This is a genomic window from Saccharopolyspora indica, assembly GCF_027853965.1.
GTDB lineage: Bacteria > Actinomycetota > Actinomycetes > Mycobacteriales > Pseudonocardiaceae > Saccharopolyspora > Saccharopolyspora indica.
Genome location: NZ_JAQGLB010000005.1, coordinates 191,677 through 216,405, shown reverse-complemented (window position 1 = coordinate 216,405; position 24,729 = coordinate 191,677). Strand labels below are relative to the sequence as shown.

The window sequence follows — 24,729 nt, the reverse complement described above, 5'->3', positions numbered from 1 at the left end:
ATGTCCGTGCCCCACCGTCGATTCCTGGTGCTGGGGATCTGCTGCTTCAGCCTGTTCCTGACGTCGCTGGACACCACGATCGTGAACCTGGCGCTGCCCGAGATCGAGGACGAGCTGGACGCGCCGCTGTCCGGTCTGCAGTGGACGATCGACGCCTACACGGTGGTGCTGGCGTCGCTGCTGCTGCTCTCCGGTTCCGTCGCCGACCGCTTCGGCCGCCGCCGCGTCTTCCAGCTCGGACTGCTGGTGTTCACCGCGGCGTCCCTGCTGTGCGGCATCGCACCCACCGTGGAGTGGCTCATCGGTTTCCGCGTCCTGCAGGCGGTCGGCGCGTCGATGCTCAACCCGGTGGCGCTGTCGATCGTCGTCAACACCTTCACCGACGCGCGGGAACGGGCCAGGGCCATCGGGGTCTGGAGCAGCGTCGTGGGCTTGAGCATGGCGGTCGGCCCGGTGACCGGCGGGCTGCTGGTGGACAGCGCGGGCTGGCGGTCGATCTTCTGGATCAACATCCCGGCGGGCATCGCCGCGATCCTGCTCACCGCGCGGTTCGTGCCGGAATCCCGATCGCCCCGGCCGCGCCGCTTCGACCCGCTCGGACAGCTGCTGGTCGTCGTCGCGCTGGCGAGCCTGATCTTCGGGATCATCGAAGGCCCGCACCTCGGCTGGACCGCGCCGGAGACGCTGGGCTGCTTCCTGCTCAGCGCGATCGCGAGCGTCGCCTTCGTGCGCCACGAGAAGCGCCGCGAGCAGCCGCTGCTGGATCTGCGGTTGTTCGCCAGCGCACCGATGTCCGGTGCGACGGCCATCGCGCTGTGCGGGTTCGCCGCGCTGTCCGGCTTCCTGTTCCTCAACTCCCTCTACCTGCAGGACGTGCGCGACTTCTCCGCGCTGGAAGCCGGATTGCTGACCTTGCCGATGGCCGCGCTGGCCGTCCTGTGCGCGCCGGTGGCCGGCCGGTTGGTCGGCGTTCGCGGGCCCCGGATCCCGCTGGTGCTCAGCGGCGCGGGAATCGCGCTGAGCGGCGTGGTGCTCGCCGGTCTCGAAGACGACACGCCACTTCCCTGGCTGATCGCGGGTTATGCGCTGTTCGGGCTCGGTTTCGGCATGCTCAACGCCCCGGTCACCGCCACCGCGGTCGCCGGGCTGCCCACCGCGCAAGCCGGGGTGGCCGCCGCCGTGGCCTCCACCAGCCGCCAGGTCGGCGCCTCGCTGGGCGCCGCCGTGCTGCCCGCCGTGGTGGCCGTCCAGCTGGAGGAGAGCGGGTTCGGCGAAGCCAGCCGCCCGGCGTGGTGGATCATGGCGGGCTGCGGGTTGCTCATCGGCGTGATCGGGTCGTGCACCACCGGCAGGTGGGGCAAGCGGACGGCCGAGACCACCGCCGCGGAGCTGGCCGCCGCGTGATTCCGGATCGTGGACCGGGTTTCGCGCGGAGCGGACTTCTCGTAACCTCCCAGGCGTGATCCGCTTGGTTGCCCGTCGGCACGTCGACCTCCTGCGCGTGACCGCTTCGGCGTGTTGATCCTGCTCCGCTGCGCGCGATGAGCGCAGTTCTCCTCCCACCGGCGGCCTGACCGCCTGTTCCCGCACGCCTGCGGTGCCGCACCGCAGGCGCGAGCGCGCATGCCCGCGCCCATCCACGATCCAGGAGACATTCCGTGAGCGCTTCCACCGACCGTTCCGCGTGGTCCTTCGACACGCTCCAGGTGCACGCCGGAGCCGAGCCCGACCCCACCACCGGGGCCCGCGCCGTGCCGATCTACCAGACCACCTCGTTCGTCTTCCGCGACACCGAGCACGCGGCGAACCTGTTCAACCTCAGCGAACCCGGCAACATCTACACCCGCATCAACAACCCCACCCAGGAAGTCCTGGAGAACCGGGTGGCCGCGCTGGAAGGCGGCGTGGCGGCGGTGGCGCTGGCCTCCGGCCAGGCGGCCGAGACGCTGACCGTGCTCACCCTCGCGCAGGCCGGTGACCACCTGGTGGCCAGCTCGGCGCTCTACGGCGGCACCCACAACCTGTTCCGGCACACGCTGCCGAAGCTGGGCATCGAGGTCAGCTTCGTCGAGGACCCCGACGACATCGAGGCGTGGCGGGCCGCCGCGCGGCCGAACACCAAGCTGTTCTTCGGCGAATCGCTCGGCAACCCGCGCTCGAACGTGCTGGACATCCGCGCGGTGGCCGAAGTCGCCCACGAGGTCGGCGTGCCGCTGGTCGTCGACAACACGGTGACGACGCCGTTCCTGCTGCGCCCGATCGAGCAAGGTGCGGACATCGTGGTGCACTCGGCGACGAAGTACCTGGGCGGGCACGGCGCGGCGGTCGGCGGCATCGTCGTGGACGGCGGCACCTTCGACTTCGGCGCGAACAGCGAGCGGTTCCCCGGCTTCTTCGAGCCGGACCCCAGCTACCACGGCCTGCAGTACTGGTACGCCCTGGAGCACGGCGCGTTCGCGACGAAGCTGCGGGTGCAGGGCCTGCGCGACATCGGCCCGGCGATCTCGCCGTTCAACGCCTTCCTGCTGCTGCAAGGGCTGGAAACGCTGTCGCTGCGCATCGAGCGGCACGTCAGCAACGCCCAGCAGCTCGCCGAGTGGCTGAGCACCCGCGACGAGGTCGAAACCGTGCACTACGCGGGACTTCCCAGCAGCAAGTGGTACGAGCGCGGCCAGGAGTACCTGCCGGGCGGGGCGGGCGCGATCGTCTCGTTCGAGCTGCGCGGCGGGGTCGACGCCGGACGGGCGTTCGTCGACGGCGTGCAGCTGTTCAGCCACCTGGTGAACATCGGTGACGTGCGCAGCCTCATCGCGCACCCGGCGAGCACCACGCACAGCCAGCTCACCGAGCAGGACCAGCGGCTGGCCGGGGTGAGCCCGGGCCTGGTGCGGCTGTCGGTGGGCATCGAGGCGGTGGCCGACCTCCAGGCCGACCTGGAAGCCGGTTTCCGAGCGGCAAAGGCCGAGTTGGAGCGATGACCCGGACGCACGGTCGCCCGCCCGCCACCGGTGCGTGGCGGGCGGGCGACCCCGTCGGCAGGCGCAGCTGGTTCCGGCTGCCCGGCCCGCTGGTGCTGGAGGCGGGCGGTGTGCTCCCGCAGGTGGATCTCGCCTACGAGACCTGGGGAGAGCTCGCTCCGGACGCCTCCAACGCGGTGCTGGTGCTGCACGCCCTGACCGGCGACAGCCACGTGGCGGGACCGGCCGGCGCGGGGCATCCCAGCCCCGGGTGGTGGGACGCGCTCGTCGGGCCGGGGCGGGCGCTGGACACCGACCGCTGGTTCGTGATCGCGCCGAACGTCCTGGGCGGCTGCCAGGGCAGCACCGGCCCGTCGTCGGCCGCGCCCGACGGCCGGCCGTGGGGCGGGCGGTTCCCGGCGATCACCGTGCGGGACGCGGTGCAAGCGGAAGCGCACCTGGCCGACGCGCTCGGCATCCGGCGGTGGGCGGCGGTGCTCGGCGGCTCGTTCGGCGGGATGCGGGCGCTGGAGTGGGCCGCGGGGCACCCGGAGCGGGTGTCGGCGGCGCTGCTGCTGAGCTGCTGCGCGGTGGCCTCCGCGGAGCAGATCGCCTGGTCCGGGGCGCAGGTCGAGGCGATCCGCAGCGATCCGGACTGGTTCGACGGCCACTACCACGACCTGCCCGACGGTCGCGGCCCGCACGCCGGGCTGGGCGTGGCGCGGCGGATCGCGCACATCACCTACCGCAGCCCGCACGAGCTGGAGCAGCGCTTCGGCACCGAGCACCAGGACGGCGAACACCCCTGGCGCGGCGGCAGGTACGCCGTCGAGTCCTATTTGGACCACCACGCGGGCAAGCTGGCGCGCCGGTTCGACGCGGCGAGCTACGTGCTGCTCGCCCAGGCCATGTCCGGCCACGACGTGGGGCGCGGCCGGGGCGGGGTGGACGCCGCGCTGCGCCGGATCACGGCGCGCACCCACGTCGCGGGCGTGGACAGCGACCGGCTGTTCCCGCTGGAGCAGCAGCGCGAGCTCGCCGCGGCGATCCCCGGCGCCGAGTTCGGCACGATCGCCTCGGCGCACGGCCACGACGGCTTCCTGATCGAAACCGGCCAGGTCGGCAGGCTGGTCACCGATCTGCTGCGCAGCGGGCGCTGACCGGCCCGGGCCCCGAGGGGCGGGGCCCGGGCGCGGAGCTCAGGACCGGAGGAAGGAGCCCAGCACTTCGTTGAACGAGTCGGGTTCCTCGCTGAACGGGGCGTGACCGCTGCCGTCGAAGCGGGCGATCTTCGCCTGCGGCAGCTGCCCGGCCAGCCAGTCGTCGAGATCGCCGGGGAAGACCTTGCTGCGGGCGCCGTACATCAGCAGCGTCGGAACGGTGACCTCGGGCAGCACCGGGCGCAGGTCGGCGTGGGCCATGTCGTACCACACCGCGAGCGCTGCCGAAGTGGGCGTCTTCGCGGTCTCGGCGTAGACGGCGTCGATCACCTCCGGCGGCGGGGTTTCGGCGAAGCACGCGGCGATGAACGGCTTGACGACGCTGGGCCGGGCGTGCTGGAAGCCCTGGGCGAACACCGCGAGGTCCACCGCGGTGTACTCGCCGAACAACGGGTACTGCCAGTCCGCTGCGTCGAGGAAGCGCGGTGACTGGTCGATGAACGCCGCCGAGCGCAGCGACCCGCAACCGAACTGCTGGACGTAGGACAGGATGACCGCGGTGCCCATCGACCAGCCGACCAGGCACACGTCGCGCAGCTCCAGGTGCTGCATCAGGTGGTGGACGTCGCGAGCGTACTGGGCGAGGGTGTGGCCGCCGTCGGTCTTCCCGGACAGGCCGTGCCCGCGCAGGTCGAGCGTGATCACGCGGTTCTGCGCGCTGAGCGCGGCCACGTTCTGCTGCCAGAACGTGCTGTTCATGGTCCAGCCGTGCAGGAGCACCACAGCCGGTCCCGACCCGTGGTCCTCGTAGTAGAGCGGCAAGCCGTCCGGCAGTTCCAGGTACGCCACGGTCGTCCTCCAAGCGTCGAGCCTCAGATCGCACCGACTGTGGGGCACCGCGTCCGCACCGGCCAAGACCTCCGCGCGCGTTGCACCGGCGTTGCAACCGGGGATACCTTTCCTGATCTCGACATGGATGAGACGACACGACGACTGGCGGCCGCCCGCGAGAACGCGCTGAGCGGCGGCGCCTCCGCGCCGGTGCGCCCCGAGGTGCGCGCATCGTGGGACCGTGCCCGCAGCCGGGGCGTGCACCCCGACCGCTCGGCCGCCCCGGTCGACCCGGCCGCGGACCTGGTCCGAGAGCTGACCCGGAAGCACCGGCTGGCGGAGGTCTGGCCGACGCTGCTGCGCACCATCGGTGACGCGATCACCCAGCCCGGGCACCTGGTGTTCATCAGCGATCCGCACGGGCGGCTGCTGCAGGTGGTGGGCGACCCGGCCACCAGGAGGAACGCCGAGCGAGCGCGCCTGGTCCCGGGTGCGCTGTGGAACGAGGAGCAGGTCGGCACCAGCGGCGTGGGCACCGCGCTGGCGCTGGGGCGGCCGTTCCAGGTCCGCGGTCCGGAGCACTACCTGTCCGTGGCCGCCGACTTCAACTGCTCGGCCGCGCCGATCGTGGACCCGGTCACCGGCGCGACGGTCGGCACCGTCGACGTGACCTACCCGCTCGCGTCGTCGAACGCGCTGGCCATGCCGCTGGTCGCGGCTGCGGCGAGGCTGGCCGGAACGCAGCTCGGCGAGCAGACCCGGCGCCGCGACGACGACGTCCGGGCGCGCTACGTCGATCACGTCCTGCGCCGCAGCGGCGTCCGCAGCGCACTGGTCGGCGTGGACGGGCGGGTGCTGCACACCTCGCCTGCCGGATGGCTCCCGCCGCAGTGGGCGGCGAGCCTGGGGGAGGACGGCCCGATGACGCTGCCGGACGGCCAGCGCGTGGTCGTCGAACGGCTCTCGCCGACCGGGCCCTACGCGGTGCACGGCGTCGACCACCCGGAACGCGGCGGAGACCTGCTGCTGGTGCACGCTCTCGGCCGCAGCCGCGCACTGGTGCACGTGGACGGTGTGCCGCGCGAACTCAGCTTGCGCCACAGCGAACTCGTCGTGCTGCTGGCGGCCCACCCCGCGGGGATGGGAGCCGACGAGGTGGCCCGCGAGGCCTACGGCCCGAACGGCAAGGCGGTCACCGTCCGCGCCGAGATGACCCGGCTGCGCCGCGTCCTGGGCTACCGGCTGCGCTCGGACCCCTACCGGCTCGTCGGCCGGATCTCGGCGGACTTCCTCGAACTGGAGCGGAGTCTGGCCGAGCGCACCGGCGGTGAAGCCCTCGACGGCTATCCCGCGCCGCTGCTGCCCACCTCGCGGGCGGCCGGGATCGAGGCCTTGCGGGACGGTCTGCACCACCGGGTCCGGGGCAGGCTGATCTCGCACGGCGACGCCGACGCGCTCGCGCGCTGGATCGCCTCGCCGCACGGGCGTGACGACGTGTTCGTCCGGCGCCTGCTGAGGGCGCCGGACGAACACGCATCTCCGGGGGAGTGAACCCGGCTCAGCGCAGGTCCGGTGCTCCGGCGATGAAGGTGTCCAGCACCCCGTCGCCGACCTTGATCGGCCCCTCCGGGCGGGTTTCGCCCGGGATGGTGTGGATCTCGCCCGCCCGGCGCGCCAGGTCGGCGGCCTCGGCGAACGCCTTCTCCGCGGCGGCCTCGTCACCGTCCACCCTGGACTGCAGGCCGTTCAGGCTGGCCAGCAGTGCCGGGCCCCACAGGTCGGTGGCCTCCAGCCACGGCGCGGCGTCGGCGAGGAAACCCTGATCGGCCACACCGTCGCGGATCCGCTGCGGTGCCGCGGCGATCAGCTCCGCGTAAGGCCGCAGGGCCTCGATCGCCGCGCCCTTGTCCTCGGCCCACTTCGCGCGGAACTCGTCGAGCCGGCGCGCCAGCTCCGGAGCCTGCGGCTGCCAGATCTCGCCCTCCAGGGTCGGCGAGAGGTGCTCCAGGTCGAAGAACGCCAGCAGCGCCTCGGTGGTCGCCGCATCACCACCGGCCAGGTAGCGGGCGGACTCCCGCCAGGCCCGGTTCGCGTCGTAGGCGGTGTCGTTCCAGGAGAAGTCGGCCGCGCCGAACTCGGCGACCTTGCTCGCCGCCGCCTGGTTCATCGGGTTGAGCACGATGCCGGCCAGCTGCTCGTGCAGCCCGGACTCGCGCTCGGCGTACGGCGCGAGCAGCAGTCGCCCCGCGGTCGCGTTGAAGTCGTTGACCGGGTAGTTGTCCCACACGAACACCTTGCGGCCCCACACCGCGGCGGCCTCCTCGGCCTGCGGCACGGTGATCTCCGGCGGGACCACGCCGACACCGGTCCACATCATCACCACCGCGGGGTCGAGCTGCTCCCGGATGGTCTTCTTGTACGGGCTGTCGGCGGTGTCGGAGTAGTCGGTGGGCACCGTCTGCAGCGGCTTCGCGCCGTCGTGGGTGTTGATGAACTCGCGCTGGATCCGGTTGAGCAGGTCCACCTGCGCCTGTCCGGCGGCCTGCTGCCCCGGCGCGCCGTACTTCGCCTCGTCGCCGGCGCAGTGCCACTTGTTGTAGTCGATGTCGTCCAGCGGCAGCGAGAACGCGCGCACGCCCAGGTCGTACATCGCCTGCAGCTTGGCGGTCAGCGCCTGCCAGTCCTGCTCGCTGGTGTAGCAGATGGACAGCCCGGGGGAGAGGGCGAAGGTGAACTTGACGTGGTGCGCGTCGCTCTGCGCGATCAGCTCGGCGAGTTCGGCGAGCTTGTCCGCCGGGTACGGGTCGCGCCACTGCTCCCGGTGGTAGGGGTCGTCCTTCGGCGCGTAGATGTAGGTGTTCATCTTCACGTCGCCGTAGAAGGCGAGCTGGTCCAGGCGCTCGGCGTGGGTCCAGGGGCTGCCGAAGAAGCCCTCGATCGTGCCGCGCAACGGCATCAGCGGGTGGTCGACGATGCCGGCCCCGGCGATCCCGTGGTCGCGCACCAGCTGGCGCAGCGTCTGCGCGGAGTAGTAGACGCCGTCGGAGTCGGCGCCGCCGAGCACGACCGCGCCGTCCTTGGCGGCCAGCGCGTAGCCCTCGGCGGGCAGGTCGGGCGGCACCTCGACACCGGCGTCCTGGAGCCCGCGCGCGATGTCGTCGGTGGCGATGCCGCCGACCCGCACCACCAGCGGGGCATCCGGCTGCTGGCCGGCGTCGACGACGTCCACCTCCTCGGCGCCCGCGCCGCGCAGCACCGCGACGAGCAGGTCGCGGGTCGGCTGGCTCACCTCGCGGTCGGCCACCACCGACACCCGCTCGGGAACCGGCACGTCGTCGCCGAGCTGCACGACCTGCTGCGGCTGCGGGGTGATCTGGGGCAGCGGGGAGTCCGGGGCGGCGGTCGCCGGAGCGGCCGCGCCTGCCGCCAGCAGCGCGGCGCCGGCGAGGCTGAGAACGGAGCGGATCAAATCTCCTCCTCCAGGGTCGGGGGCGTCGCGGGCCAGGCCGTCGCAGCGGACAAACCGGTCGCGATCGTGGCACAACCCAACACCGGATCAAATGGTCTGGACAATCCGCCGGATGGCTGATGATCGCGCTACCACAACCGGCCGCCGAACGGCAAATCGCGCCGTTTCGACCCAGATCCTGAAACGATTTCGGGCGGGCCGGCCCGGGCGTGCAAGGTGTCCGCGAAGTGATCGACACCTGGAAGGGCCAGCCATGTCCGACAACGACACCACCCCCGCCGATCTGGGACTGCCGGAGAAACCGCGCCGGCGCGGGGGTGCGGTGGCGGTGATCGCCGTCGTCCTGATCGCGGTGGTGGCCGCCGTGCTCTACGCGGTCAACTCCGGATCCGACGACACCGCCACCGGGCGGACCAAGGTGCGCATCGGCGTCACCGACGCCAGCAAGGCGTACTGGAAGACCTACAAGGAGCTCGCCGCCGAGCGGGGCATCGACCTGGAGACGGTCAACTTCAGCGACTACCACCAGGCCAACCCGGCGCTGTCGCAGCGGCAGATCGACCTCAACCTCTTCCAGCACGTGCTGTTCCTGGCCAACTACGACGTGTCCAACGACGACACGCTCACGCCCATCGGCTCCAGCTACGTGGTGCCGCTGAGCCTGTACTCGCAGAAGCACACCGACGTCGCGGCCATCCCGCAGGGCGGCACCGTGGCCGTGCCCAACGACAAGACCAACCAGGCCCGCGCGCTGCTGGTGCTCCAGCAGGCCGGCCTGATCGAGCTCAAGGGCGGCGGCACGGTGCTGTCCACCCCGGCCGACATCGACACCGCCGCGTCGAAGGTGACCGTGGTCCCGGTCGACGCCGCGCAGACCGTGGCCTCGCTGCCGTCGGTGGACGGGGCGATCGTGAACAACAACTTCGCCCTCGACGCCGACCTCGACCCGAGCGAGGCGCTGTTCGGCGACGACCCGAACAGCCCCGACGCCGCGCCCTACATCAACGTCTTCGTCGCCCGCGCCGAGGACAAGGACAACCCCGTCTACCACGAGCTCGTGGAGCTCTACCGGGACGAGCGCGTCGCCGACCAGGTCGTGGCCGACTCCAAGGGCACCTCGGTGAGCGTCGACCGCCCGCAGGCCGAGCTGGAGGGCATCCTGGCCGGGCTGACCGAGACCGTGCGAGGCGCGAAGTGACCCCGATCGTCGAATTCCGGCAGGTCGGCAAGACCTTCGGCACCGGAGCGCGGTCGGTGACCGCGCTGAGCGGGATCGACCTGTCCATCGAGGCCGGTGACGTGTTCGCGGTCATCGGCTACTCCGGAGCGGGCAAGAGCACCCTGGTCCGGCTGATCAACGCGCTGGAACCGGTGAGCTCCGGCAGCCTGCTGGTCGACGGGACCGACATCACCGGGCTGCCGGAGCGGCGGCTGCGCGAACTCCGCCGCGACATCGGCATGATCTTCCAGCAGTTCAACCTGCTGCGCTCCCGGACGGTGTTCGGCAACGTCGCCTACCCGCTGAAGGTGGCGGGCTGGGACAAGGAGAGCAGGCAGCGGCGCGTCGCCGAGCTGCTGCACTTCGTCGGCATCGCCGACAAGGCCTGGAGCTACCCCGACCAGCTCTCCGGCGGGCAGAAGCAGCGGGTGGGCATCGCCCGCGCGCTGGCCACCAACCCGAAGATCCTGCTCGCCGACGAGTCCACCAGCGCGCTCGACCCGGAGACCACCGGTGAGGTGCTGCGGTTGCTGAAGCGCGTCAACACCGAGCTCGGCGTGACGATCGTGGTGATCACCCACGAGATGGAGGTGGTCCGCGAGATCGCCGACCGGGTGGCGGTGCTGGACTCCGGGCGCATCGTCGAGCAGGGCAGCGTGCTGGACGTCTTCGCCACGCCCAAGACCGGGACCGCCCGCCGGTTCGTGGAAACGGTGCTGCCCGACCGGCCCGGCGGCGAGCGCCTCGACCGGCTCCGGGCCCGGCACACCGGGCGGCTGGTCACCGCGCACCTGCGCGACGACCGCCGCGTCGGTGCGGCGCTCTCCGAAGCGGTGAGCCGCCACCAGGTGCGCTTCGAGATCGTCGACGGCGGGCTCAAGGAGCTCGGCGGCGTGCAGCTGGGGCGGCTGACCCTGGAACTGCTCGGCGCGGAGTCCGATGTGGACGCGGTGATCGCCGAGCTGCGCCGCACCACCGAGATCGAGGAGCTGACCGCGTGATGATCGACTGGCAGACCATCGGGCCGGTGCTGCTCACCTCGATCGGCCAGACCGTGTGGATGGTGCTGGCGACGATGCTGGTCGGCGGGCTGCTCGGCCTGCTGCTGGGCATCGCCCTCTACACCACCAGGGCGGGCGGCATCCTGGCCAACCGGCTGGTGTTCACGGTGCTCAACGTGCTGGTGAACATCATCCGGCCGATCCCGTTCATCATCTTCATCACCGCCATCGGGCCGCTGACCATCAAGGTCGTCGGCACCACGCTGGGCACCCCGGCGGCGACCTTCGCGCTGATCGTGGCGGCCACCTTCGGCATCTCCCGGATCGTGGAGCAGAACCTGGTCACCATCGATCCGGGCGTCATCGAGGCGGCCCGTGCGATGGGTGCGGGCCCGCTGCGGATCATCGCCACGCTGCTGGTGCCGGAGGCGCTGGGCCCGCTGATCCTCGGCTACACCTTCGTCTTCGTCGCCGTGGTGGACATGACGGCGGTGGCCGGCGCGGTCGGCGGCGGCGGGCTCGGCGACTTCGCCATCAGCTACGGCTACCAGCGCTACGACTGGACCGTCACGGTGATCGCGGTGGTTATCATCATCGTGCTCGTGCAGGCCGCCCAGTACCTCGGGAACTGGTTGTCCCGCAAGGCCTTGCGGCGCTGATCAGGAGCACGTGCCATGACACCCCCCATTGCATCGAGTTCTGCTCAACCGCACCTCAGGGGAACGTGATGCAACCCAGCCACGAGAAACCGCCGAACGTGAGATCGATCCCGGACGCAACCACCACTGAAAAACGCGGAGAGGCGGGACCGTGAAGCGGCCGACGATCATCGACATCGCCCGCGAGGTCGGTGTGTCCAAGGCCGCGGTCTCCTACGCGCTCAACGGTCGCGGTGGCGTGTCCCCGCAGACCCGCGAGCGCATCCTCGAAGTCGCCGCCGAACTCGGGTGGCGGGCCAGCAGTGCCGCCCGTGCGCTCTCCAGCGACCGGGCGGCCAGCGTCGGCATCGTGCTGGCCCGCCCGCCCGAGGTGCTGCACACCGAGCCGTTCTTCATGCAGATGGTCGCCGGGCTGGAGCAGACGCTCTCCGAGCACGGGGTGTCGCTCCAGCTCGCGCTGGTCGCCGACACCGCGACGGAACTGGCGACCTACCAGCGGTGGTGGGCCGAGCGCCGGGTGGACGGCGTGGTGGTGACCGATCTGCGGGCAGCGGACCCGCGCCCGCGGCTGCTGCGGGAGCTGGGCACTCCCACGGTCTTCTTCGGCACCGCGGAAGCGATGCCCGGTAGCTCGGTGCTGCTGGTCAACGAGAACGACGTCGCGCGAACGGCTCTCGCGCACCTGGCCGGGCTCGGGCACCGGCGGATCGGGCACGTGCAGGGGCCGCGCAGCCTGCAGCACACCGTGCGCCGCGAGGAGGCGCTGCGGGCTGCGGCGCGGGCGTACGACGGCGTCGTGCTCAGCCGGGCATCCGGCGACTACACCGAGGAGAGCGGGATGCGGGCCACCCGGCGGTTGCTCGCCGCCCGCGACCGGCCGACCGCGATCGTCTACGACAACGACGTGATGGCGGTGGCCGCGGTGGCGGGCGCGGACGAACTCGGCGTCGCGGTGCCCGCCGAGCTGTCGGTGCTGGCGTGGGACGACTCGATGCTGTGCCGGGTGGTGCGCCCGGCGGTGACCGCGTTCGCGCACGGGGTTGCCAAGGACGCCGCGACCGCCGCTCGGATGCTGCTCGAATTGGTGGAAACGGGTGCGGTCGAGGAGTGCGAGCTGTCGTCCCGGCGGCTCGTGCCGCGGGCCAGCACGGCCGAGCCCGGAAGTTAACGACCCGATAACGGCGGTTTTCGACTCTTCTGATTAACCGGTTAAGTCCCTAGCTTGATCGGCGGGTCCAACGACGGGCCCGACAAGCACGAGGAGTCGTTTCGTGGACAAACGCTCGCTCGCGGCGGTGTCGTTGATCGCGACGCTGATCACCGCCATGCTCACCGGCTGCGCACCACCGGCCGAGAACTCCCACCGCATCACCTACTGGGCCAGCAACCAGGGCAAGAGCTCCGAGCAGGACCTGCGGATCCTCGGCGCGGAACTGGCCGAGTTCACCGCGCGCACCGGGATCGAGGTCGACGTCGAGGTCATCGGCTGGTCCGACCTGCTCAACCGGATCCTCGGCGCGGCGACCTCCGGAGTCGCCCCGGACGTGGTGAACCTCGGCAACACCTGGGCCGCGTCGCTGCAAGCGACCGGCGCGTTCGTGCCCTTCGACGATCCGCTGATGGAGCGCTTCGGCGGCCGGGACCGCTTCCTGGACAGCAGCATGAGCTCCACCGGCATGGCCGGTCAGCCACCGGCGTCGCTGCCGCTGTACGGGCTGTCCTACGGCCTGTTCTACGACAAGGCGCGGTTCGCCGAAGCCGGCATCGACCCGCCGCGCGACTGGCAGGAGTTCCTCGACGCCGCCAAGCGGCTGACCGATCCGGCGCGCGACCGCTGGGGCCTGACCATCGCCGGTGCGAGCTACACCGAGAACGCGCACTTCGCGTTCATGTTCGGCCGCCAGCAGGGCATCCACCTGATCGACGAGCGCGGCAACGCCACCTTCACCTCACCGGAAGCGGTGGCCGCGGTGCAGCAGTACGTCGACCTGATGGGTGCCGAAGGCGTGGTGAGCCCGGACGATGCCGAGGAGGGCAACACCTCGGGTGCGGCATCGAACTTCACCAACGGCAGTGCCGCGATGCTCATCGCGCAGAACAGCGTCATCCCGACGCTGGAGGAGAACGGCATGGCCGACGAGGCCTACGGCGTCGTGCCGCTGCCGGTGCCGGAGCCGCTGCCGCCGGGTGGGCACGCGGTGCGCAGCCACGTCGCCGGGTCGAACGTCGCGGTCTTCGCCGACAGCCCGCGCCGCGAGCAGGCCCTGGAACTGGTGGAGTTCCTGACCAGCGCCGAGACGCAGGCGGCCCTCAACGACCAGTACGGCACGCTGCCGGTCGTCGAGGACGCCTACGACCACCCCGCGTTCCACACGCCGAAGAACCAGGTGTTCCGCGAAGTGCTGGCCACCGGCTCGGAAACCGTGCCGATGATCCCCAACGAGGCGCACTTCGAGACCACCGTCGGCGCCGCGATGCGCGACCTGTTCGCCGAGATCGCCACCGGCCGGCGGGTCGGTGCTGCGGAGGTGCGCGAGGCGCTGTCCGATGCCGAGCAGAAGATGCGGGGGAGCGGCGGATGACGACACCGACACGCGCCGAACGTCGCAAGTGGACACCCAGCAGGCGGGCGCTGCCGTACCTGCTGCTGGCGCCCGCGCTGGCCTTCGAACTGCTGGTGCACCTGATCCCGATGATGGGCGGGCTGTGGATGAGCGCGCTGGAGCTGACGCAGTTCCACGTGCGCAACTGGATCCAGGCCCCGTTCGCGGGCCTGGACAACTACCGGTTCGCGATCGACTTCAACGGGGCGGTCGGGGCCGAGCTGCTGCACTCGTTCCTGATCACCTGCGCCTTCGCGGTGCTGACGGTCGCGATCTCCTGGGCGCTGGGGATGTTCGCCGCGACGCTGCTCCAGCGGTCCTTCCCCGGCCGCGCGGTGCTGCGCGCGCTGTTCCTGGTGCCCTACGCGCTGCCGGTCTACACCGCGGTGCTGATCTGGAAGTTCATGCTGGACCGCAGCGACGGCATGGTGAACACGGTGCTCGCCGACCTCGGGCTCGGTGGCGGCACGTTCTGGCTGCTGGGCGACAACGCGTTCCTCAGCCTGGTGATCACCGCGGTGTGGCGGCTGTGGCCGTTCGCGTTCCTGGCGCTGATGGCGGGCATGCAGTCCATCCCGTCCGACGTGCCCGAATCGGCCACAGTGGACGGAGCGGGCCCGTGGCAGCAGTTCCGCTCGATCACGGTGCCGATGCTGCGCCCGGTCAACCAGGTGCTCGTGCTGGTGCTGTTCCTGTGGACGTTCAACGACTTCAACGTGGCCTACCTGCTGTTCGACAAGTCGGTGCCGGGCGCGGCGAACCTGCTGTCCATCCACATCTACAGCAGTTCGTTCCTCACCTGGAACTTCGGCCTGGGCTCGGCGATGTCGGCGCTGCTGCTGCTGTTCCTGCTGGTGGTCACCGCCGGGTACCTGGCGTTCACGTCGCGGAGGGTGAAGGATGTCTGAGCCGCGCTGGTTCCGCGTCCTGCGGGTGGTGGGGCTGACCGGCCTCGCGCTGTTCGTGCTGGTCCCGCTCTACGTCATGGTCACCTCGGCGGTCAAACCGCTGTCTCGGGTGCAGGACCGCTTCGAATGGCTGCCCGGCGAGATCACCTTCCAGCCGTTCGTGGACATGTGGTCCACCGTCCCGCTGGCCACCTACTTCCGCAACAGCGTCGTGGTCGCCGCGGGCGCGGCGGTGCTGTCGGTGGCGATCGCGGTGCTCGCCGCCTACGCGATCAGCCGGTACCGGTTCCGCGGGCGGGACACCTTCCGCATCGTCGTGCTGTCCACCCAGATGTTCCCCGGCATCCTGTTCCTGCTGCCGCTGTACCTGATCTACGCCACGATCGGGCAGGTGACCGGCATCGCGCTGCACGGCAGCCAGGTGGGGCTGATCATCACCTACCTGACGTTCTCACTGCCGTTCTCCACCTGGATGCTGGTCGGCTACTTCGACTCCATCCCGCGCGACCTCGACGAGGCGGCGCTGATCGACGGCGCGGGCCCGGTGGGCGCGCTGCTGCGGGTCGTGCTGCCCGCCGCCCGGCCGGGCATCGCCGCGGTGGGCATCTACTCGTTCATGACCGCCTGGGGCGAAACGCTGTTCGCCTCGATCATGACCGACTCGGGATCGCGCACCCTGGCCGTCGGGCTGCGGGAGTACTCCACGCAGTCCTCGGTGTACTGGAACGAGGTGATGGCCGCCTCGCTGGTGGTCAGCATCCCGGTGGTCGTCGGTTTCCTGTTCATGCAGCGCTTCCTCGCGCAGGGGCTCACCGCTGGCGCGGTCAAGTGACCGCCCGAGAAAGGGGATTCGATGCGACGCAACTCGGCGAAACTGCTGGTGGACGGAGTGCCTCAGGTGTGGCTCGGGGCGAACTTCTGGTCCCGCACCGGCGGCCCGCTGATGTGGCGCGACTACTCGCCGGAGGTGGTGCGCGAGGAGTTGCGGGTGCTGTTCGAGCACGGCCTGCGGCAGACCCGCTCGTTCTTCTACTGGCCGGACTTCATGCCGACGCCCGAGCGCATCGACGAGGAGAAGGCCGAGCACTTCGCCGACTTCCTCGACGCGCACCGCGAGATCGGGATGACCTCCATCCCGACCTTCATCGTCGGCCACATGTCCGGTGACAACTGGGACCCGGCCTGGCGCGGCGGCCGCGACCTCTACGCCGACGTGTGGCTGGTGTCCCGGCAGGCGTGGTTCGCGCAGCGGATGACCGAGCGCTTCGCCGCGCACCCGGCGGTGGCAGGCTGGCTGATCAGCAACGAGATGCCGATCTACGGACGGCTGCGGCACGAACCGAAAGCACCCGTCGAGCAGGTCAACGCCTGGGCGCAGCTCATGGTGCAGGCGGTGCGCGCAGGCGGCGGGCACCAGCCGGTGTCGCTGGGCGACGGGGCCTGGGGGATCGAGGTGACCGGCACCGACAACGGGTTCTCGGTGCGCGACACCGGCGCGATGGTCGACTTCGTCGGGCCCCACGTGTACCGGATCGACAGCGACCCGGTGCGCCAGCACCTCAACGCGGCGTTCATCTGCGAGCTGTCCGCGGTGGCGGGCAAACCGGTCGTGCTGGAGGAGTTCGGGCTCTCCAGCGACCAGGTCTCGGCGGCAGGCGCCGGGCACTACTACCGGCAGACCCTGCACAACTCGCTGCTGGCCGGGGCCACCGGGTGGATCGCCTGGAACAACACCGACTACGACGACCTCGTCGAGCAGGGGCCGTACTCGCACCACCCGTTCGAGATGCACTTCGGGATCACCGACCGCTCGGGGAACCCGAAACCACCGCTGCACGAGCTCGCCGAGTTCGCCCGCATCCTGTCCGAAGTGGACTTCGCCGGGTGCGAGCGGCCCGACGCGCAGGCCGCGCTCGTGGTCACCGAATACCTGGAACGCGGTTACCCGTTCAGCCAGGACGACGACCGGCCGCTGATCTTCACCTCGCTGCAGCAGGCGCACGTGGCCGCGCGGGAGGCCGACCTGCCGGTGGGCTTCACCCGGGAACGCGACGGGATCGACCCGGACTGCTCGCTCTACCTGCTGCCCTGCGTGAAGCAGATCCAGGGCCTCACCTGGCAGCGGCTGCGGGACCGCGTCGCCGACGGAGCGCTGCTGTACCTGTCCTACACGGCGGGCGAGGTGGGCCACCACCGGCAGCCGTGGATCCCGTACTTCGACGAGACCTTCGGCGTCGAGAAGCAGCTCACCTACGGCGTCGTGGACGAGGTGACCGACGAGGTGGTGGAGATGACCTTCACCGACGACTTCGGCGACATCACCGCGGGCGAGGTGCTGCGCTTCCAGGTCGGCGGCAACGAGCACAGCCGCGCCTACCTGCCGGTGCGGCCGCGCGGCGCCAAGGTGGTGGCCACCGACGCGCACGGACGTCCGGCCCTGCTCCGGCACCCGACCGGCAGCGGCGAGGCGGTGCTGTGCACCTACCCGGTCGAGCACTTCGCGGCCCGGACCTCGCGCGTCAACCCGGAGGACACCCACCGGCTCTACTCGGCGCTGGCCCGCATCGCCGGGATAGACCGGGTGATCGCGGTCGACGATCCGCGGGTGTTCGCCGATGCGCTGGTGCACCACGACGGACGGGTCTTCGCCTGGCTGATCAGCCAGCACGACCGCGAAGTCCCGGTCGTTCCCACCGCGCCGGGACGTTCGGTCCACGAACTCGGCACCGGGGAGGAGCTCACCGAGGTCGTGCTGCCCGCCTACGGCGTGCGCGTGGTCGAGCTGAAGACGCGCTGACCGGGGTTCGGGCATGCTGGTCGGGTCGTGATCGCCGACCCGCCGGAGGAACCCCATGCCCACCATCCCGGTCGAACTCACCGCGCGCAGCAGCGCCCTCGGCGGTTCGCGCGAGCTGACCGGCCACCTCGCGCAGCCGACGGGTTCCGGCCCGTGGCCCGGAGTCGTGGTCGTCCACGAGGCGTTCGGGGTGGACGAGGTCATGCTGCGCCAGACCGAGCGCATGGCCGAGGCGGGCTACCTGGCGCTGCTGCCCGACCTGTACACCGACGGAGGCGCGCGGCGCTGCCTGGTACCGACCATGCGCGCCGCGCTCTCCGGCCGCGGGCGCGCCTACGCCGACCTGGACGCCGCGCGGGAAGCCCTGGTGGAGCGGGACGACTGCACCGGCAAGGTCGGCCTCATCGGGTTCTGCATGGGCGGAGCCTTCGCGCTGGTCGCCGCCGGGCTCGGCAAGTTCGACGCCGCCTCGGCCAACTACGGGCAGCTGCCGAAGGACATCGACCGCGCGCTGGCCGGCGCCTGCCCCGTGGTGGGCAGCTACGGCGGCCGGGACGGGATGCTGAAGGGCGCGGCGTCGAAGCTGGACGCGGCGCTGGAACGCGCCGGTGTGCCGCGCGACGTGAAGGAGTACCCGGACGCCGGGCACTCGTTCCTCAACGACGCCGAGAACGGGCCCCGGGTGCTGCGGCCGCTGCTGCGGATCACCGGCACCGGGCCGCACCCGGAATCCGCCGCCGACGCCTGGCGGCGCATCGAGGCGTTCTTCGCCGAACACCTGACCGCTTGACGGGCGGGTTTCGGCGAGGTTAATGTCTCGCCTCAACGACAGGCATAGACGAAGAGCCACTGTCAGCGGACTTCGTCGTGCCTTCGTCTCGTCGGATCGCTGCCAGCGGCCTTCTCTCCGAGAGGTGGCGATCCATGGCCTCACCTTCGAACCCGGCAGCGGAGACGATCTCCGGCGTCCCGCACGTGGTGGCGTTGATCAACAAGCTGGAGCGGCTGCCCGGCAAGGCGAACCTGCTGTGGTACCTGATCCTGGGCGGGCTTTTCCTCGACGCCTACTCCAACGCCGCGCTGGGCGCCGGGCTCTCGCCGATGGTCTCCGAGCTCGGCCTCACCGCGACCCAGGTAGGGCTGCTCACCGCGACCGCACCGGCCATCGCGATCGTGTTCAACCCGATCGGCGGCTGGCTGGCCGCCCGCATCGGCCGGGTCAAGCCGCTGCTGCTGGCCAAGGTCGTCGCCGTGGCGGGCGCCCTGCTGACCGCCTACGCGGGCAGCTTCGAAACCGTGTGGTGCGGCCGGGCGCTGGTGGGCATCGCCTACGGCATCGACTTCGCGGTCGCGATGGCGATGCTCGCCGAGTACACGCCCACCAAGCTCAAGGGACGCCTGAACCTCTGGCAGTGCGTCTGGTACATCGCCACCACCACGAACCTGGCGCTGACGCTGGTGTTCTTCAAGTTCGGCATCGGCACCGAGATCTGGCGCTACTCGGTCGGTTCCGCCGCGGTGTTCGCCGCCGTGCTGCTGGTCCTGCAGCTGCTGTTCCTGGTGGAGAGCCCGGCCTGGCTGGCCTCCCAGGGCAGGCTCGCCGACGCCGCCAAGAGCCTGCGCCGCATCTACGGATTCAACGTCGTCGCCGGTGAGCGCACCGAAGAGCGGGCCGAGCAGCCCGCCATCGGGTTCCGGCACACCGGCGTGCTGTTCCGCAAGCCCTACCTGGCGCGGACGATGCTGTCCACGATGATCTCGCTGACCCAGTCGATGCAGTACTTCGCCATCGGCTGGTACCTGCCGGTGATCAGCCTGGCCATCTTCGGCGACCAGTTCGAGACGGCCACCATCGGATCGATGGTGTTCAACGCGGCGGGCATCATCGGCGGCGCGGTCTCGGCCTACATCGGCCGCCGGATGGGCCTGCGGCTGAGCTCCGCGGTCGGCTACGCGATGGCCTTCGTGCTGCTGCTGACGCTCGGACTGGGCTTCGGCAACCTGCCGACGCTGCTGTCCTTCGCGGTGCCGTTCCTGTTCATCTTCTTCCACTCGGCCGGGCCCGGCGCCAACGGCAAGTCGATCGCCGCGCTGTCCTACCGCAGCGACATCCGCACCCTGGGAACCGGGATCACCGGCATGCTCGGCAGCTTCGGCAGCGTGATCGGCCTCTACATCTTCCCGCTGATCAAGGAGTCGATGGGCCTCGGGCCGACGATCGCGCTGCTGTCCGCGGTGCCGCTGCTGGGCCTGATCACCTGCCTGATCATCAAGTGGGACCCGACCCGCAGCAGCATCGACCCGGACGAAGAGGACATCGACCTCAAGCCGCGCGCGCTCGCGGGTAGCTGAGGGAGGCACGGCACATGAGCGCAACGCTACGGGGCGTCCTGTCCATCGACGAAGGCTCCACCGGCACCCGGGCGGCGGTGGTCACCTCCGACGGCGCCAGCGGCCCGTCCTTCTACCAGCCGATCGCGGTGCTGCACCCCGACCCGCTGCGCGTCGAGCAGGACGCCGACGAGCTGTGGCGGCGCACGCTGGACGTGGCGCGGCAGGCGGTGCGGTGGGCAGGCGACAACGCGGTTGAGATCACCGGTGTCGCCCTGTGCACCCAGCGCGCCACCGCGGTGCTGTGGGACCGCGAGACCGGTCGTCCGCTGGCCCCGGCAGTGGTGTGGCAGGACCGCCGCTACGCCGCCGAACTGGCCGAGCTCGCCGCCGAGTGGGATCCGGTGCAGCTGGCCCGCACCGGCCGCCCGGTCGGCACCCGCTCGCCGTTCTTCTGGGCGGCGCGGCAGATCGAGCAGAACCCGCAGGTGGCCGCCGCCGCGGCGGATGGACGGCTGCTGTTCGGCCCGATCGACACCTGGCTGAGCTGGAACCTCAACGGCGGCACCCGGCACGGGGTCGCCACCTCCAACGCCGCGGCGCTCGGCGGGTACCTGCTGCGCGAACACCGCTGGGACGCCGAATGGCTCGCCGCCGTCGGCTGCCCGGCGCAGCTCGCCCCGGAGCTGGTCGACGACGACGGCGACTTCGGCTGGACCGACCCGGACGTGCTGGGCGTCCGGGTGCCGATCGCGGCGGCGATGGGCGACCAGCACGCATCGCTGATCGCGCTGGGCGCGCTCGAAGCGGGGCAGGGCATGTGCATGCACGGCACCGGCACCTTCGTCGGCGCGCTCACCGGCGACGAGCCCGCCGACGCGGCCACCGCCACGGCCGGGGTGCTCGCGCTGCCCGGCTGGCGCAGCGGCGGGCGCACCCGCTTCAGCCTGGAGGCCTACACCTCCACGACCGGCTCGGCGCTGCGCTGGCTGGTCGAGGACCTGCAGCTGTTCGACTCCGCCGAGCAGGTCGGCGCACTCGCCGGCGAGCACCCGCGCGAACGGGAGACCTGGTTCGTGCCCACCCTCGCCGGGCTCCGCACCCCCGTCGCGGAGCCCGGCGCGCGGGCCAGCCTGACCGGGCTGAGCCTGGCCACCACCCGGGCCGGGATCGCCCGCGCCGTCCTCGAAGGCATCGCGCACTCGGTGTGCGACACCGTCGACGGAGTGCGCTCGGCGATGCCGGCCGGACACGAGCTGACCCGGCTGCGCGTCGGCGGTGGGCTCGCGGCCAGCGACGCCCTGCTGCAGAGCCAGGCCGACCTGGCCGGTGTCGCGATCGAACGGGCCGCGGACTCGGCCACCGCGAGCCTGCGCGGCGTCGCCTACCTCGCCGGGGTCCGCCTCGGCCTGTGGGACTCGCTCGGCGAGGCCCTCCACGCACTCCCGGCCGGCCGGGCCTTCGAGCCCGCGATCGGCGAGGACGAACGGCAGGAGCTGCGCGCGCAATGGGGACGCGTGCTCCGGAAGTCACTGCCAGAAGAAGGAACAACATGCTGAAACTCCCCGGCAGGCGGCCGAACTCGGCCGCTGCCAAGGCAACCCCCGGTGCACCGGTGACCCTGGACCGGCGGCGGGCGCTGCGGCGGCTCGGCGAAACCGAGTTCGACGTCCTGGTGATCGGCGGCGGCATCACCGGCGCCTACACCGCGCTGGACGCGGTCTCCCGCGGCCTGTCCGTGGCGCTGGTGGAACGCGACGACTTCGCATCGGGAACCTCGTCGAAGTCGTCGAAGATGGTGCACGGCGGCCTGCGCTACATCGAGCAGGGCAACGTCAACCTGGTCCGGCACTCGCTGCTGGAGCGCCACCGGTTCCGCCGCAACGCGCCGCACCTGGTGCAGCGGCTGCCGTTCCTGTTCCCGATCCTGGAGCAGGAAGGCGTTTTCGACGCCCGCATCGCCAAGGCCTTCGAAGGTCTGCTGTGGACCTACGACCTGGTGGGCGGCTGGCGCATCGGCAAGCTGCACCAGCGCCTGACCCCCAACGAGGTGCTCTCGCACGCGCCGACGCTGCGCGCCGAGCACCTCAAGGGCGGGTTCATGTACTACGACAGCCGCACCGACGACGCCCGGCTGACTCTCACCGTCGTGCGCACCGCCGCGCACCTCGGCGCGGTCGTCGCCAACGGCGCGAAGGTCGAACGGCTGGTCAACAGCGGCGGCCGGGTGCGCGGCGCCGAAGTCCACGCCGACGGCGCGCAGATCGACGTGCGGGCCCGCGTCGTGGTGAACGCGACCGGTGTGTGGACCGACGGCATCGACGCGATGGCCGACGCCGCGCACCGCCCGCAGGTCCGCCCCGCCAAGGGCGTGCACATCGTGGTGCCGTGGTCGAAGATCCGCAACGACTGCACCGTCACCGTGCCCATCCCCGGGCGCGCCCGCCGCGCCACCTGCACCCGCTGGGGCGACGTGGTCGTGCTCGGCACCACCGACACCGACTACACCGGCTCCGTCGACGACGTGCACTGCACCCGCGAGGAGATGCAGTTCCTGCTCGACGGCGCCAACGTCGCCTTCGACACCGACCTCGGCCCCGACGACGTGCTCGGCAGCTACGGCGGCCTGCGGCCGCTGGTCGGCGGCAAGGAGGGCGCCACCCTCGACATGCGCCGCGACCACCACATCGAGGTCGGCACCGGCGGCATGGTCACCGTCACCGGCGGCAAGCTCACCACCAGCAGGCACATGGGCGAACTCGTGGTGGACAAGGTCACCCGGCTGCTCGGCCGCAAGACCCGCAGCCGCACCGCCAAGCTGCCGCTGCTGGGCGGCGCGGGCTACGACGCCGAAGCCGTCGGCGCCTCCGGCGGCATCGCCGCCCACCTCGGCGGCCGCTACGGCACCGAAGCCCGGTTCGTCAGCGCGCTCATCGAGGAGAACCCCGAGCTCGGCGAACCGCTGCTGCCCGGACAACCGCACCTGAAGGCCGAAGTCGTCTACGCGGCCCGCTGCGAGATGGCCCGCTCGGTCGACGACGTGCTCTCCCGCCGCACCCGCCTGCGCCTGTTCGCCCGCGACGCCTCCGCCGAAGCGGCCCCCGTCGTCGGCGAGCTGCTCGGCGCCGAACTGGGGCTCGACGAAGCCGAGATCGCCGAGCAGGTGCGCAGCTACCAGACCGAAATCGCCCGCGAGAAGTCGATCCTGTTGGGAGACCAGGCATGATCAGCCGTCAGACCATCACCCACCCCTTCAACCGCGGCAACTACGTCGTCGGCGCCCCGACCCCGCCCCGCTACGCGGCGCGCACCGAGATCGGCCAGGGCCCCGCGTCGCTGCAGACCAAGGCGGTGGAGGTGCCGGCGGAGGTCATCGCCGAACTGCGCGCCTCCGCCGACGCCGTGCACACCGACCACGACGAGGTCGTGCTGCGCACCCGCGACTGGTGGGCGGGCTCGATGATCGGCGAGACCGCCGACCGCCCGGCCACCCCGGACGCGGTGATCGTCGAGGTCAGCACCGTCGAGCAGATCCAGGCGGTGGCCAAGCTCTGCCACGACAACACCATCCCGCTGACCGTCTCGGCGGGCCGCAGCAACGTCACCGGCGCCGCGCTGCCGGTGTTCGGCGGTGTCGTGCTCGACGTGTGCGGGCTGGTCGGCATCACCTCCTTCGACGCCGAGTCGCAGATCGTCGAAGTGCGGGCAGGCATGTTCGGCGACCTCTTCGAGCAGGAGCTGCAGGAGACCCACGGCGCCACCACCGGGCACTGGCCCTCGGCGTTCGCCATCTCCACCGTCGGCGGCTGGGTCGCCTGCCGCGGCGCCGGGCAGCTGTCCACCCGCTACGGCAAGATCGAGGACATGGTCGTCGGGCTCGACGTGGTCCTCGCCGACGGCACGCTGGCCACCTTCGGCGACTACCCGCGGGCGGCCACCGGCCCGGACCTGCGGCAGCTGTTCGTCGGGTCGGAAGGCACCCTCGGCATCATCACCTCGGTCCGGCTGCGCACCCACCCGCTGCCCGAGCACGCCAAGGCCATCGCCTACGGCTTCGCGACCTTCGCCGACGGCCTGGAAGCGTGCAGGCAGATCATGCAGCGCGGCGGCACGCCCGCCGTCCTGCGGCTCTACGACCAGCTGGAGAGCGGCACCCACTTCGGCCACCCGGACACCAACCTGCTGCTGATCGCCGACGAGGGCGACCCGCTGGTGGTGGAGGCGAGCATGGCGGTCAGCGCCGAGGTGTGCGCGGCCACCGGCACCGAACTCGACGGTCAGGCGATCTTCGACCGCTGGCTCGACGAGCGGATGCTGGTCGGCAAGTCCGCCGACGGCTTCACCCCCGGCCCCGGTTTCGTCGCCGACACCCTGGAGATGGCCGGGCCGTGGTCGAAGCTGCCGGCCATCTACGACGACGTGTGCGCCGCGATCAACAGCGTCCCGGGCACCCTGGCCGCCTCCGCTCACCAGTCGCACGCCTACACCGACGGCGCCTGCCTGTACTTCTCGCTGCGCGGCGACGTCGAACCCGAGCGGCGGCGCGAGTGGTACCGGGCGGCGTGGGACGCGGCCAACCAGGCGCTGATCCGCCACGGCGCGGCGCTGAGCCACCACCACGGCTCCGGCCTGCTGCGCGGCCCCTACCTGGCCGACTCGCTGGGCACCGGCTTCGGGGTGTTCGAGGCGGTCAAGAACGCGCTGGACCCGCGCGGCGTGCTCAACCCCGGCAAACTCGGCCTGCCGAGCCCGTTCGGGACCGGCCCGCTGGACTGAGCGACCCGACGAGGTAGA

Annotated in this window: 19 protein-coding genes; 17 read left to right on the top strand and 2 right to left on the bottom strand. The window is 71.4% G+C overall.

Going from position 1 to position 24,729, the window contains the following annotated elements:
- The 3 genes from OU416_RS14095 (at window position 1) to metX (ending at window position 4,117) form a co-directional block, all read left to right on the top strand.
- Window positions 1-1,404: a DHA2 family efflux MFS transporter permease subunit gene (locus OU416_RS14095; protein WP_334271035.1), complete on the top strand. Its 1,404-nt coding sequence runs from the start codon at window positions 1-3 to the stop codon at window positions 1,402-1,404.
- A 254-nt stretch (window positions 1,405-1,658) separates the two neighbouring features.
- Window positions 1,659-2,978: a bifunctional o-acetylhomoserine/o-acetylserine sulfhydrylase gene (locus OU416_RS14090; RefSeq protein ID WP_270927370.1), complete on the top strand. Its 1,320-nt coding sequence runs from the start codon at window positions 1,659-1,661 to the stop codon at window positions 2,976-2,978.
- The gene (gene metX, locus OU416_RS14085) at window positions 2,975-4,117 is read left to right on the top strand and encodes a homoserine O-acetyltransferase MetX (protein WP_270927369.1); all 1,143 of its coding nucleotides are present in this window, start codon (window positions 2,975-2,977) and stop codon (window positions 4,115-4,117) included. Before OU416_RS14090 ends, metX begins: the two co-directional genes overlap by 4 nt.
- Before the next feature lie 39 nt (window positions 4,118-4,156).
- On the opposite strand, the gene OU416_RS14080 is transcribed toward metX, so the two are convergent.
- Entirely contained in the window at window positions 4,157-4,966 is an 810-nt protein-coding gene (locus tag OU416_RS14080) for an alpha/beta fold hydrolase (protein WP_270927368.1), read from the bottom strand.
- Window positions 4,967-5,089: 123 nt separating this feature from the next.
- On the opposite strand from OU416_RS14080, the gene OU416_RS14075 reads away from it, so the two are divergent.
- A complete protein-coding gene (locus tag OU416_RS14075) occupies window positions 5,090-6,499 on the top strand; it encodes a GAF domain-containing protein (protein ID WP_270927367.1) in 1,410 nt (469 codons plus the stop codon).
- Between the two features lie 7 nt (window positions 6,500-6,506).
- On the opposite strand, the gene OU416_RS14070 is transcribed toward OU416_RS14075, so the two are convergent.
- Window positions 6,507-8,417, bottom strand: coding sequence for a beta-N-acetylhexosaminidase family protein (locus OU416_RS14070; protein ID WP_270927366.1), 1,911 nt, complete (start codon window positions 8,415-8,417; stop codon window positions 6,507-6,509).
- A 253-nt stretch (window positions 8,418-8,670) separates the two neighbouring features.
- Here OU416_RS14070 and OU416_RS14065 point away from each other — a divergent pair, with 253 nt between their 5' ends.
- The 13 genes from OU416_RS14065 (at window position 8,671) to OU416_RS14005 (ending at window position 24,711) form a co-directional block, all read left to right on the top strand.
- Window positions 8,671-9,615, top strand: coding sequence for a MetQ/NlpA family ABC transporter substrate-binding protein (locus tag OU416_RS14065; protein WP_270927365.1), 945 nt, complete (start codon window positions 8,671-8,673; stop codon window positions 9,613-9,615).
- Window positions 9,612-10,637 (top strand): methionine ABC transporter ATP-binding protein, encoded by a 1,026-nt coding sequence (locus OU416_RS14060; protein ID WP_270927364.1) that lies wholly within the window; start codon window positions 9,612-9,614, stop codon window positions 10,635-10,637. The genes OU416_RS14065 and OU416_RS14060 overlap by 4 nt, the downstream gene beginning before the upstream one ends.
- Window positions 10,634-11,296 (top strand): methionine ABC transporter permease, encoded by a 663-nt coding sequence (locus OU416_RS14055; protein WP_333779639.1) that lies wholly within the window; start codon window positions 10,634-10,636, stop codon window positions 11,294-11,296. Before OU416_RS14060 ends, OU416_RS14055 begins: the two co-directional genes overlap by 4 nt.
- Window positions 11,297-11,447: 151 nt before the next feature.
- On the top strand, window positions 11,448-12,464 hold the full coding sequence (locus OU416_RS14050; RefSeq protein ID WP_270927362.1) for a LacI family DNA-binding transcriptional regulator: 1,017 nt from the start codon (window positions 11,448-11,450) through the stop codon (window positions 12,462-12,464).
- 103 nt (window positions 12,465-12,567) lie between these two features.
- On the top strand, window positions 12,568-13,878 hold the full coding sequence (locus OU416_RS14045) for an extracellular solute-binding protein (protein WP_270927361.1): 1,311 nt from the start codon (window positions 12,568-12,570) through the stop codon (window positions 13,876-13,878).
- A complete protein-coding gene (locus tag OU416_RS14040; protein WP_270927360.1) occupies window positions 13,875-14,807 on the top strand; it encodes a carbohydrate ABC transporter permease in 933 nt (310 codons plus the stop codon). The genes OU416_RS14045 and OU416_RS14040 overlap by 4 nt, the downstream gene beginning before the upstream one ends.
- Window positions 14,800-15,639, top strand: a complete 840-nt coding sequence (locus tag OU416_RS14035; protein ID WP_270927359.1) for a carbohydrate ABC transporter permease — start codon at window positions 14,800-14,802, stop codon at window positions 15,637-15,639. The genes OU416_RS14040 and OU416_RS14035 overlap by 8 nt, the downstream gene beginning before the upstream one ends.
- A gap of 21 nt (window positions 15,640-15,660) precedes the next feature.
- The gene (locus OU416_RS14030; RefSeq protein WP_270927358.1) at window positions 15,661-17,604 is read left to right on the top strand and encodes a cellulase family glycosylhydrolase; all 1,944 of its coding nucleotides are present in this window, start codon (window positions 15,661-15,663) and stop codon (window positions 17,602-17,604) included.
- A 55-nt stretch (window positions 17,605-17,659) separates the two neighbouring features.
- Window positions 17,660-18,394, top strand: coding sequence for a dienelactone hydrolase family protein (locus OU416_RS14025; protein WP_270927357.1), 735 nt, complete (start codon window positions 17,660-17,662; stop codon window positions 18,392-18,394).
- Window positions 18,395-18,528: 134 nt separating this feature from the next.
- Complete coding sequence (locus tag OU416_RS14020; protein WP_270927356.1) at window positions 18,529-19,956, top strand: MFS transporter; 1,428 nt, start codon at window positions 18,529-18,531, stop codon at window positions 19,954-19,956.
- 14 nt (window positions 19,957-19,970) lie between these two features.
- Entirely contained in the window at window positions 19,971-21,494 is a 1,524-nt protein-coding gene (locus OU416_RS14015; RefSeq protein WP_270927355.1) for an FGGY family carbohydrate kinase, read from the top strand.
- A complete protein-coding gene (locus OU416_RS14010; RefSeq protein ID WP_270927354.1) occupies window positions 21,488-23,161 on the top strand; it encodes a glycerol-3-phosphate dehydrogenase/oxidase in 1,674 nt (557 codons plus the stop codon). The genes OU416_RS14015 and OU416_RS14010 overlap by 7 nt, the downstream gene beginning before the upstream one ends.
- A complete protein-coding gene (locus tag OU416_RS14005; RefSeq protein ID WP_270927353.1) occupies window positions 23,158-24,711 on the top strand; it encodes an FAD-binding oxidoreductase in 1,554 nt (517 codons plus the stop codon). Before OU416_RS14010 ends, OU416_RS14005 begins: the two co-directional genes overlap by 4 nt.
- Window positions 24,712-24,729 lie beyond the last annotated feature (18 nt).